Source organism: Pedococcus sp. (genome assembly GCF_036554925.1).
Lineage (GTDB): Bacteria > Actinomycetota > Actinomycetes > Actinomycetales > Dermatophilaceae > Pedococcus_A.
Window position 1 is genome coordinate 1 of sequence record NZ_DATBMI010000142.1, and the last position, 11,313, is coordinate 11,313.

Annotated in this window: 10 protein-coding genes; 1 reads left to right on the forward strand and 9 read right to left on the reverse strand. The window is 75.2% G+C overall.

From position 1 onward, the window contains the following. Positions 1-1,213: malate synthase A (locus VIB11_RS11615; RefSeq protein WP_332031388.1), on the forward strand; the 1,213-nt coding region annotated here is incomplete at its 5' end. A 47-nt stretch (positions 1,214-1,260) separates the two neighbouring features. Here the strand turns inward: VIB11_RS11615 and VIB11_RS11620 are convergent. The 9 genes from VIB11_RS11620 to pucL are packed head-to-tail and all read right to left on the reverse strand — an operon-like array spanning position 1,261 to position 11,268. Continuing rightward, positions 1,261-2,571 carry a guanine deaminase gene (locus VIB11_RS11620; protein WP_332031389.1) on the reverse strand — a complete coding sequence of 437 codons (1,311 nt, stop codon included), beginning with the start codon at positions 2,569-2,571 and terminating at the stop codon, positions 1,261-1,263. Next, positions 2,568-3,455, reverse strand: coding sequence for a xanthine dehydrogenase accessory protein XdhC (gene xdhC, locus VIB11_RS11625; protein WP_332031390.1), 888 nt, complete (start codon positions 3,453-3,455; stop codon positions 2,568-2,570). Before xdhC ends, VIB11_RS11620 begins: the two co-directional genes overlap by 4 nt. Position 3,456: 1 nt before the next feature. After that, on the reverse strand, positions 3,457-5,850 hold the full coding sequence (gene xdhB, locus VIB11_RS11630; RefSeq protein WP_332031391.1) for a xanthine dehydrogenase molybdopterin binding subunit: 2,394 nt from the start codon (positions 5,848-5,850) through the stop codon (positions 3,457-3,459). After that, positions 5,847-7,298 carry a xanthine dehydrogenase small subunit gene (locus VIB11_RS11635; RefSeq protein ID WP_332031392.1) on the reverse strand — a complete coding sequence of 484 codons (1,452 nt, stop codon included), beginning with the start codon at positions 7,296-7,298 and terminating at the stop codon, positions 5,847-5,849. The genes xdhB and VIB11_RS11635 overlap by 4 nt, the downstream gene beginning before the upstream one ends. Before the next feature lie 8 nt (positions 7,299-7,306). After that, complete coding sequence (locus VIB11_RS11640; protein ID WP_332031393.1) at positions 7,307-8,227, reverse strand: bifunctional allantoicase/(S)-ureidoglycine aminohydrolase; 921 nt, start codon at positions 8,225-8,227, stop codon at positions 7,307-7,309. After that, positions 8,224-9,561, reverse strand: coding sequence for an allantoinase AllB (allB, locus tag VIB11_RS11645; RefSeq protein WP_332031394.1), 1,338 nt, complete (start codon positions 9,559-9,561; stop codon positions 8,224-8,226). The genes VIB11_RS11640 and allB overlap by 4 nt, the downstream gene beginning before the upstream one ends. Continuing rightward, positions 9,562-9,885 (reverse strand): hydroxyisourate hydrolase, encoded by a 324-nt coding sequence (gene uraH, locus VIB11_RS11650; RefSeq protein WP_332031395.1) that lies wholly within the window; start codon positions 9,883-9,885, stop codon positions 9,562-9,564. After that, positions 9,885-10,391, reverse strand: a complete 507-nt coding sequence (gene uraD, locus VIB11_RS11655) for a 2-oxo-4-hydroxy-4-carboxy-5-ureidoimidazoline decarboxylase (RefSeq protein WP_332031396.1) — start codon at positions 10,389-10,391, stop codon at positions 9,885-9,887. Before uraD ends, uraH begins: the two co-directional genes overlap by 1 nt. Then, positions 10,381-11,268, reverse strand: a complete 888-nt coding sequence (gene pucL, locus VIB11_RS11660) for a factor-independent urate hydroxylase (protein ID WP_332031397.1) — start codon at positions 11,266-11,268, stop codon at positions 10,381-10,383. Before pucL ends, uraD begins: the two co-directional genes overlap by 11 nt. Between the last annotated feature and the right edge of the window lie 45 nt (positions 11,269-11,313).

Consider the following 11,313-nt stretch of genomic DNA (forward strand, 5'->3'; position numbering starts at 1 on the left):
CGCGGTCCGCCGCACCATCGAGCTGACCACCCCGGAGGGGAAGCACTACGCGCTGAAGGACCCCGGCGGCATACCCGTGATCGTGCCGCGCCCCCGCGGCTGGCACCTCGACGAGGCCCACCTGACCCTCGACGGCCGGCCCCTGGTCGGCGCGCTGGTCGACGCGGGCCTCCACCTGTTCCACAACGCCGGCGAGCTGATCGCGCGCGGATCGGGCCCCTACTTCTACCTGCCCAAGATGGAGTCGCACCTCGAGGCGCGGCTGTGGAACGACGTCTTCACCTTCGCGCAGGAGCGCCTCGGCGTCCCCCACGGGTCGGTGCGCGCCACCGTCCTGATCGAGACCATCCCGGCGGCCTTCGAGATGGACGAGATCCTCTGGGAGCTGCGCGAGCACGCGGCCGGGCTCAACGCCGGTCGCTGGGACTACCTCTTCTCGATCATCAAGTGGTTCAGGGACGCCGGACCGTCGTTCACCCTCCCCGACCGGGGTGCCGTGACGATGGACGCGCCGATGATGCGGGCCTACTCCGACCTGCTGGTGCGCACATGCCACCGGCGAGGGGCGTTCGCGATCGGCGGGATGGCGGCCTTCATCCCGAGCCGCGACCCCGAGGTCAACGAGGCGGCCTTCTCCAAGGTGCGCGCCGACAAGGAGCGCGAGGCCCGGGCCGGGTTCGACGGCTCGTGGGTCGCCCACCCCGGCATGGTGGGCCTCTGCGACGAGGTGTTCAGCGGCGTCCTCGGCGAACGGCCCAACCAGCTCGACGTGCTCCGCGACGACGTCTCGGTGACCGCCGACGACCTCCTCGACGCGGCGTCCACCCCCGGCGCCCGCACGCTGGCCGGCCTGCGCGGCAACGTGCGCGTGGGCGTCGCCTACCTGCAGGCGTGGCTGCGCGGCAACGGCGCCGTCGGCATCGACAACCTCATGGAGGACGCCGCCACCGCCGAGATCTCGCGCTCCCAGATCTGGCAGTGGCTGCACTCCGGCGCCGCGCTGGAGTCGGGCGAGACCGTCACCCGCGAGCTCGTCGACGCGGTGGTGGCGGAGGAGTATGCCGCGCTGCTGGCGTCCGCGGGCGACGACCGGCAGGTGCGGGCGGCCCTGGAGAGCGCCCGGCGGCTGTTCGTCGAGTGCGCCCTCGACCCGGGCTTCCCCGACTTCCTCACCCTGCCGGCCTACGCCGAGGTGCTGCGGACCGAGCGCTGAGCGGCGGCCCGGCCCGCCGGGCAGGGCCGGGCCCCTCGCCGGGGGCCCTAGGGGACGGGAGGGCGGCGCCAGCGCCCCGCCGCGATCTGGTCGCCGCCGACCCACACGCCCCCGACGTCGGCGGTCGTGCCGAGCGCGAACACCTTGGAGAGCGCGTCCTCGGCCGAGGTGGCGTTGGCCAGCCCCACGGCGAGCGGGCTGCCCGCCTGCGGCAGGAGCCAGATCGCGTCGAGCTGCCGGCCGACCGACAGGTCGCCCACCTCGCCGGCCAGCCCGAGGGCGTCGGCCCCGGCCACGGTGCACAGCCACAGCAGGTGCGTCGACGTCAGCGGCAGCCCGTCGTCGCCGAGGAGCCGCTGCGCGAAGTACGCCTGCAGCCCCTCCTTGAGCATCGAGAAGCCGGTGCCCGCCCCGACGTCGGAGCCCATCGCGACCCGCACCCCCGCCTCGACGTGCCGGCGCATCGGGAACAGGCCCGACCCGAGGGCGGCGTTGCTGGTGGGGCAGTGGGCCACCGACGCCCCGCGCGCGGCGAGGGTGGCCAGCTCGGCGTCGGTGGGGTGCACGTCGTGGGCGAGGACGCTGCGCCGGGTCACCAGCCCGTGGCGGTCGTAGGTGTCGACGTAGGACGCGCCACCGAAGAGACGGCCCACCTCCTCGACCTCCCGCACGTTCTCGTTGACGTGGGAGGTGAACCACGCGTCGTCGAGGGCGCCGAACGTCGCCGCGCACGACTCGAGCACCGCGTCGCTGGCCGACAGCGAGAACCGCGGGGTCACGGCGTAGCGCAGCCGGCCCTTGCCGTGCCAGCGGGCAGCGAGGCCGAGCGACTCCTCGTGGGCCCGCTCCGGCGTCGTGAGCAGCGGCTCGGGCAGGACCCGGTCGGAGGTGACGAGGCCGGTGGTGACCCGCAGGCCCCACACCTGCGCCGCCTCGAACATCACGTCGACGGCGGGGGCGAAGTGCGAGCCGAAGACCAGCGCCGTGGTGGTGCCCGCGTCGACGAGCCCGGTGACGAAGTCCCGCGCGACCCCCCGCGCCACCTCGACGTCGGCGAGCCTCATCTCCTCGGGCAGGGCGCACCGCTCCAGCCAGTCGAGCAGGGGCATGCCGAGGCCGCCGATGACGCGCACCTGCGGGAAGTGGACGTGGGTGTCGACCAGGCCGGGCAGCAGCAGGCCCTCGCGCAGGTCGAGCACCTCGGTGCCGGGGTGCTCGTGCCGCAGGGCACCGAACGGCCCGCGGGCGGTGACGACGCCGTCCTCCACGAGCAGCCCGCAGTCGTCGTCGGCCCGCAGGGCGCCGCCCGTGAACGGGTCGTCGGGGGTGTCGAGCACCGTCGCCCGGAACAGGGTCACGGCGCCGTCCCCGGCAGGGTCCGCGGTGCCGGCTGCCTGCCCCTCGCCACCGTCCGGGCACCGGCGGCGGCCTCGCCAGCGGCGGCGGCCTCGGCCTCGAACACGCGCACCAGGGCCGCCGCCACGCTCACGGCGACCACGGCCGGCTCCTTCCCGACGATGTCGGGCAGCCCGATCGGCGTCTGGATGCGGCGCAGGGCCTCGGGCGGGTGGCCCTCGGCCCGCAGCCGCTGCTCGAACCGCCGCCACTTGGCCGACGACCCGATGAGCCCGATGCTGCCGAGGTGCGCGCAGCGCAGGGCCGCGTCGCACAGGGCGGCGTCCTCGGCGTGGTCATGGGTCATGACGAGCACGTGCGTGCCCGGCGGCACCTCGCCGAGCACGAGCTCGGGCACCGGCGCGTGGTGGACGTGGACACCCGCCACGGCGTCGTCGAGCACGGCCAGCCGGTCGCGGCCGAGCTGGTCGGCCCGGGAGTCGACGAGGTGGAGCTCGAGGTCGAGCCGGGCCAGCACGCGGGCCAGCTCGAGGCCGACGTGGCCGACGCCGAACACCGCGACGGACGGCACCACCGCGAGCGGCTCCAGCAGCACCTCGACCTCCCCACCGCAGCACTGCTGCCCGTGCTCGACCGGTGCCCGCTCGTTGAGGCTGAGCGAGATCGACTGCGGGGCAGGGTCGCCCGTCGCCAGCATGGCCCGGGCGCGGCCGACCGCCGTGGCCTCGAGGTTGCCCCCGCCGATGCTCCCCCACGCCTCGCGGTCGGTGACCACCATCTTGGCGCCGGCGTCGCGGGGGGCATGACCGCGCACGGAGGTCAGCGTGACCAGCACGCCGGGCCGCCGCTCCCGGCGCAGCCGCTGCACGGCCTCGAGCCAGTGCACGTCAGCGCTCCCCCGTGCGGGCGAGCCGCTCCGAGCGCGGCGCCAGCGGTGGGGCCCCGGAGTCGGGCTGCGCGGGCACGACCCCGGTGCCGCCCTCCACGACGGGGCTCTGGCCGGGCGGCGTCGCGCCGCCCCGGGCCTGCTCGACCGCCCAGAAGACCGCCTCCGGCGTGGCGGGGCAGGCGAGGTCGACGCTCGTGCCGGGCGGGCCGAAGGCGGCCGCGGCCTCCCGCAGCGCCTCACGCACCGCGAACGCGAGCATCAGCGGCGGCTCCCCCACCGCCTTGGAGCCGTAGACCGCGCCGTCCTCGTGGGCCCGCTCCAGCAGCGCGACGTTGAACACCTCGGGCAGCTCGGAGAAGCTCGGCAGCTTGTAGGTGCTCGCCGCCTGGGTCGCCAGCCTTCCCCGGGTCTGCCCGTCGGACTCGTCCCAGCGCAGGTCCTCCAGGGTCAGCCACCCGACGCCCTGCGCGAAGGCACCCTCGACCTGGCCGAGGTCGACCAGCGGGGAGAGCGAGTCGCCCACGTCGTGCACGATGTCGACGCGGCGCAGGTGGTGGGCACCGGTGAACCCGTCGACCTCCACCTCCGCCGCGGCCGCGCCGTAGGCGAAGTACTTGAACGGCGATCCGTGCATCGCCGTGGAGTCCCAGTGCAGCCCCTCGGTGCGGTAGAACCCCGCGGCCCAGAGCTGGACCCGCTGGAAGTAGGCCTTGCCCACGAGCTCGCTCCACGACAGGCCGGCGTTGGCAGGGTCCTCCCGCAGCGGTCGGAGCCGCTCGAGGATCTGCTCGCAGGCGTCCTTCACGGCCGCACCGTTGAGGTCGGCGCCCGAGCTGGCCGCGGTGGCCGACGTGTTGGGCACCTTGTCGGTGCGGGTCGGCGCCAGCCGCACCGACGACAGCGGCACCCCGAGCGCGGTGGCGGCGACCTGCAGCATCTTGGTGTGCAGCCCCTGGCCCATCTCGGTGCCGCCGTGGGTGACGAGCACCGAGCCGTCCTTGTAGACGTGGACCAGCGCCCCCGCCTGGTTGAAGGCGGTGAAGTTGAACGAGATCCCGAACTTCACGGGCGTCACCGCCAGCCCGCGCCGGGTGTGCGGGTGGGTCGCGTTGTGGGCCGCGACCGCGCGCCGCCGGGCCACGACGTCGCCGCCGGCGAGCACCTGGTCCCAGCACGCCACGGCCCGCTCGGCGTGGCGCACCTGCTGGCCGTAGGGGGTCTCCTGCCCCTCGCGGTAGAAGTTGCGGCGACGCAGCTCGACCGGGTCGATCCCCAGCAGCGGGGCGCACCGGCCGAGGAGGTCCTCGGTGACGAGCATCCCCTGCGGGCCGCCGAACCCGCGGAAGGCGGTCTGCGAGGTCTTGTGGGTGCGGGCGATCCGGCCGTTGACGCGGATGTGGGGCACCCAGTAGGCGTTGTCGACGTGGCACAGCGCCCGCGCCAGCACCGGCTCGGAGAGGTCGAGGCTCCAGCCGCCGTCCGAGGTGAGGGTCACGTCGAGCGCCTGCAGCATCCCCTCGTGGGAGAAGCCGGCCCGCCACTGGGCGTGGAAGCCGTGGCGCTTGCCGGTCATCGTGATGTCCTGCGTGCGGCTCAGGCGCAGCCGCACCGGGCGGCCGGTGAGGATCGCCCCCAGGGCCGCGACCGCGGCATACCCGTGGGGCTGCATCTCCTTGCCCCCGAAGCCGCCGCCCATCCGCAGGCACTGGACGGTGACGGCGTGGCTCGGCACGCCGAGGACGTGCGCGACGATGTCCTGGGTCTCGGTGGGGTGCTGGGTGCTGCACTGCACGAACACCTGGCCGGCCTCGTCGACCTGCGCGAGCGAGCAGTGGGTCTCGAGGTAGAAGTGCTCCTGCCCTGCGATGTCAAGCTCACCGCTGAACACGTGGTCGGCGCCCGCGAAGCCGGCCTCGACGTCACCGCGCTCCAGCCGCGGCTGCCCGCCCTGGAAGCTCTGCGCCGCAACGGCTTCGGCGATGGTCACGATCGACGGCAGCGGCTCGTAGTCGACCTCCACCGCGAGGGAGCCGAGCCGGGCCGCCTCGAGCGTCTCCCCGAGGACCCAGCAGACGGCGTGCCCGTGGAACATCACCTCGGACGGGAAGAGCGGCTCGTCGTGCTTGACGCCGGCGTCGTTGACCCCGGGCACGTCGGCGGCAGTCAGCACCCGCACGACCCCGGGCACGCGGAGCGCGGGAGCCGGGTCGAGCCGCGTGACCCTCGCGTGGGCGTGGGGCGCCTGCACCGGGTGGGCGTGCAGCACGCCGGAGGTCCGCACCACGAGGTCGTCGGTGTAGAGCGCGGCCCCGGTGACGTGCAGCGCGGCCGACTCGTGCGGGATCGCCTGCCCGACAACGGGGTTCGCGGGGCGCTGCGACAGAGTGGTCATGCGCGCACCCCCTGCCCCGTCTCGGCGTACAGGCGGAGCAGCGCCGTGCCCAGCACGGCGGTGCGGTATGCCGCGCTGGCCCGGTGGTCGTCCAGCGGCGTCCCCTCGCCGCGCATCACCTCGGCGGCCACGCGCACGGTGTCGACACTCCACGGATGGCCCTCGAGGGCGGCCTCCGTGGCGAGCGCCCGCACGGGCGTGGCGGCCACGCCGCCGAGGCCGACGCGGGCCTTGCGCACGACGCCGTCGTCGAGGTCGAGCGCGAAGCCGACGGCCACGCTGGAGATGTCGTCCCACCGCCGCTTGGCGACCTTGTGGAAGGCGGCGGTCCCGCTGAGCGGCAACGGGATCCGCACCGCCCGGATCAGCTCGTCGGGGCGTCGCGCGGTGCGGCGGTAGCCCGTGAAGAACTCGGCCAGTGGCACCGCACGCTCGCCGGAGCGCGACGTCAGCAGCACCTCCGCCTCGAGGGCGAGCAGGGCCGGGGCGGTGTCGCCGATGGGCGAGGCGGTGGCGAGGTTGCCGCCGAGGGTGGCGCCGTTGCGGATCAGCCGCGATGCGAAGAGCGGGAAGACCTCGTCCAGCAACGGGATCCGGCCACCAAGGCCCCGTTCGAGCTCGGTGAGGGTCAGCGCGGCCCCGAGGTCGACGTGCTCCTCCCCGAAGGTCAGCTCGCGGAGCTCGGGGAGCCGGTCGACACCGAGCGCGAGCGCCGCGCGCCGGCCCCGGAGGTTGACCTCGACGCCCCAGTCGGTGGCCCCCGCCACGAGCACGGCGTCCGGGTGCCCGGCCAGCAGGTCGAGCGCCTCGCCGAGGTCGCCGGGGCGCACGAACGTGCCGCTGCCCCCCTCGAGCCGGGTGGCCGCCGCCGGCGGCGCCGCGGAGGCGAGGCGCGCGGCATACGCGTCGTCGGGCGCGGGCGACCCGAGGGCGAAGGCGGCGTCGCGGATCGGGCGGTAGCCGGTGCAGCGGCACAGGTTGCCCGACAGGGCGTGCAGGTCGAAGCCGTTGGGGCCGCACTCAGGTCCGACGTGCCCGTCTCCGGTGGCGGCCGGCGTGCGGTCGGCCCGGTAGTACTCCGCCGCCATCGCGCACACGAAGCCGGGCGTGCAGTAGCCGCACTGCGACCCGCCGCGCACGGCGACCTCGTGTTGCACCGGGTGGAGGTGGTCCGGCGTCCCCAGGCCCTCGGCGGTGAGGACCTCCTGGCCGTCGAGCGCGGCTGCGGGCACCAGGCAGGCGTTGACGCCCGTCCAGGTCGTGCGCTCCTCGCCGTCGGGCCGGGCGACCAGCACCGCGCAGGCGCCGCACTCGCCCTCGGCGCAGCCCTCCTTGGCGCCGGTCAGCCCCAGGCCGCGCAGCCAGTCGAGGGCGTTGGTCGCCGGGTCGGTGCCGTCGAGCGGCCGCGGCTCACCGTTGACCGTCACCGTGTGCCGCGCCGTCGCCATGCCTCAACCTACGACCGGGGAGCCCGCGGTGGGAACGGTTCACCGAGCCGGGCGTGGCGGTTGACGTCCTTGTAGAGCAGGTACCGGAACCGGCCGGGGCCGCCGGCGTAGCAGGCCTGGGGGCAGAAGGCCCGCAGCCACATGAAGTCGCCCTCCTGCACCTCGACCCAGTCGGTGTTGAGCAGGTAGACCGCCTTGCCCTCGAGGACGTAGAGCCCGTGCTCCATGACGTGGGTCTCGGGGAAGGGGATGGTCCCGCCGGGCTCGAAGCCGACGATGTTGACGTGCATGTCGTGGCGCACGTCGAGCGGGTCGACGAAGCGCTGGGTCGACCAGGCGTCGGTGCCGGGCATCGGCTCCGGCTCGACGTCGTCCTCGTGGGTGACGAAGGCGGTCGGTGCGTCGACGCCCTCGGCCGGCTCCCACGCCTTGCGGACCCAGTGGAAGGTCAGTGGCTCCTCGCCGGTGGCCCGCAGCGTCCAGTCCTGGCCCGGGGGCAGGAAGGCGTAGGAGCCCGGGACGAGGTCGTGGGCGTCGTCGCCGAGGGTCAGGACGGCGGTCCCGGCGACCACGAACACGACGGCCTCGGCGGCGGGGTCGGGCTCGGGCTGCTGCGAGCCTCCCCCGGGCTGCACCTCCACGACGTACCACGAGAACGTCTCGGCGAAGCCGCTCAGCGGCCGCGCGAGCACCCACAGCCGGGTCTGCTCCCAGTGCGGCAGCCGGCTGGTGACGATGTCGCGCATCGTGCCGCGCGGCAGCACGGCATACGCCTCGGTGAACCGGGCCCGGTCGGTGGTCAGCTCGGTCTGCGCCGGGTGCCCACCGCGGGGCACGTAGCCGCGGGGGACGTCACCGCGGGGAACGTCACCGGGGACGTCACCGCGGGGGGCGTCGCCGCGGGGGTCCGGGGGCTGGGGCGCGGTCATGGGGTTCCTCCCGTCAGCAGCCGTCCGCGGGGCGCGGCGGCGAGGTCGACCGGCGCGCCGTGCAGCCAGGTCTGGCGCACGACCCCGGTGAGGACGCGACCGGCATACGGCGAGACCGGGTTGCGGTGGTGCAGCGCCGCCACGTCGACCGTGAAGGCGGTGTCGGGCGCGAGCACGGCCAGGTGGGCGACCGCCCCCGGCTCGATCCGCCCGCGGTCGGTGAGCCCGACGAGGTCGGCCGGCCCACGGGCCATCCAGCGGACGACGTCGACGAGGGTGTGCCCGCGGCGCCGCGCTTCGGTCCAGACCACCGGCAGGGCGAGCTGGAGCCCGGCGATGCCACCCCACGCCTCGCCGAAGTCGCCGGAGTCGAGGCGCTTGAGGTCGACCGTGCTCGGCGAGTGGTCGGAGACGACCGCACCGATCGTGCCGGCGGCCAGCCCCGCCCACAGGCCGTCCTGGTCGCCGCGCTCCCGGATCGGCGGGCAGCACTTGAACTCCGTGGCGCCGTCGGGAACGTCCTCGGCGGTGAGCGCCAGGTAGTGCGGGCAGGTCTCGGCCGTGAGCGCCAGCCCCTCGGCCTGCGCCGCGGCGACGATCGGCACCGCGTCGGCGTCGGAGAGGTGCACGACGTGGGCGCGCCCGCCGGTCTCGCGCAGGGCTGTGACGACGCGCTCGACCGCCCGCTCCTCCGCCTCCCGCGGCCGGGACGCGAGGAACCGCCGGTAGCCCCGGCCGGACGCGGGCGGCGCGGCCTCGAGGGCGGCGGGGTCCTCGGCGTGGAGCAGGAGCAGCGAGCCGAGCCGGGCCACCTCGGCGAGCGCGGCGCGCAGCCCGGCGTCGTCGAGGTGGCCGAACTCGGGCACACCGGAGTCGACGAGGAACGCCTTGAAGCCCAGCACCCCGGCCTCGTGGAGCGGCGCGAGGTCGGCGAGGTTGCCCGGCACCGCCCCGCCCCAGAACGCGACGTCGACGAGGCACTGGCCGGACGCGACGGCGCGCTTGGCCGCGAGGGCCTCGGCGGTCACGGTGGGCGGAAGGCTGTTGAGCGGCATGTCGACCACGGTGCCCACGCCCCCGGCAGCGGCCGCTCGGGTCGCGCTGGCGAACCCCTCCCACTCGGTGCGGCCCGGCTCGTTGACGTGCACGTGGGTGTCGACCAGGGCGGGCAGCAGCACCTCGTCGTCGGCGAGGTCGACCACGGGTGCCCCGCCCACGTCGGCGTCGAACGCCTCGACCGCGGTGATGCGCCCACCCTCGACGTGGACCGTCGCGGCCACCTCGTGCTCGCCCACGACCGCGCGGCGGGCCCGCACCACGACGTCCGCGCCCACTCAGCTGCCCCGGTAGGTCGAGTACCCGAAAGGGTTGAGCAGCAGCGGCACGTGGTGGTGCCGGTCGTCGCCGACCGTGAAGGCCACCACCACCTCGGGGTAGAAGCCCTGCTCGCCCAGCGACCGGTGGTAGGCGGCGGTGTCGAAGCGCAGCCGGTAGACGCCCGGCGGGAGGTCGCCGGGCCCGAGCGAGCCGACCCGCCCGTCGGCGTCGGTGGTGGCCGAGGCGAGCTCCTCGCCCGTGGCCGAGAGCAGCGTGACCGGCACCCCTTCTGCGGGGCGGCCGCGGCTGGTGTCGAGGACGTGCGTGCTGAGGGTGGCCATCACGACACCGCCTGCCGGAGCCGGAGCAGCGCGATGTCGCGCAGCGCCCCGATGGTCTCCTCACGCTCGGTGGCGTCGTCGTTGCCGAGCCGCCGCTCGAGCTCGGCGAGCACCTCCGGCGCGTCGCGCCCCGCCGCCCGGATGATGAACACCCGGTCGAAGCGCGCCTCGTATGCCGCGTTGCCGGCAGCGAGCGCGCGCGCCACCTCCGCGTCGCCGGCGTCCACCCCGGCCTGCTCGCGGCGGCTCAGCCCCGCCTGGTGCGCCGGGCTCGAGGCCTTCTCCCCGATGCGAGGGTGGCCGGCGAGCGCGGTGGCCAGCTCCTCGTCGTCGAGGTGCGCGGCCGCACGGGCGGCGGCGGACTCGAGGGCCGGCCACGCGGCATACGGCCGGCCGTCGGCGACGGCGGAGACCCAGCGCGGCACGGGCAGGCACGTGGTGAGCAGCGCCTCCGCCTCCTCGCGGGGCAGCGCGTCGAGGCGCGCCACGCCGGCCTCAGAGCTCACCGAAGTGCTCCCTGCACTCGTGCGCCTCGCGCTGCACCCTCGCCTCGATCAGGCCGTAGGGACGGTCGGCGGCGTGGAACACCTCGCCGGGGTTCTCGAGGCCGAACGGCGTCAGGTCGACGACGAAGTGGTGCCGGTTCGGCGCGGAGAAGTCGACCTCAGCGACGTGCGGGTGCGCCTCGAGGACGGCCGACCCCATGGCCCAGAGCGTCTCCTGCAGGGCCCGGCTGTAGGTCGTGGCGAAGGCGGCCAGGCACGTCTGGCGGACCGCGGCGTGGGCCGCGTCCCAGTCGAGGCCGTCGGTGGTGGCGTGACGCCAGCGAGCGGTCAGCGAGGTGGCGAGCACGCGGTCCTCGGCGTCCTGCAGCGTGGTGTAGTCCTCGCGCAGGAAGCCGGTGAACTGCGAGCCGGTCGTCTTCATCACGACGAGCCCGGTGAACCCGGAGACCACCGTGGGCTCCCCGTCGCGCTCGCGCACGACGACCGCGGTGCGGACCTCCTCGCCGCCGCGCCGCACGAACGTGTGGTCGTGGCCGGTCCCGTCCACCTCGACGCGCTCCCACGCGTACTCCTCGACCTGCACCCGGCTGGCCGTGGCCGCCGGGGCGGCCGTGAGGAGCCGGTCCCCGAGCGCCAGGGCGTAGGCCTCGGGCGAGGAGACCCCGACCCTCTTGGCGTAGGCGAACGCGGTGTTCTTCTGCGTGTCGGTGGTGAGGACGTTGGACTGGTCGCCCTCGACGTGGGCGGCGGTGAAGTCACCGCGCAGCGAGGTGCTGACGTTGAGGTCGCGGACCTCGTGCCGGGCGGTGTCCCGACGGACGCGCACGACGCGCGTCTCCGCCTTGCCGTAGCGGTTGGGCCCGAGGACGAAGCTCACCGGCCACCCCCGGCGGTCCGGCCGGCCAGCCGGTCGAGGGCGGCG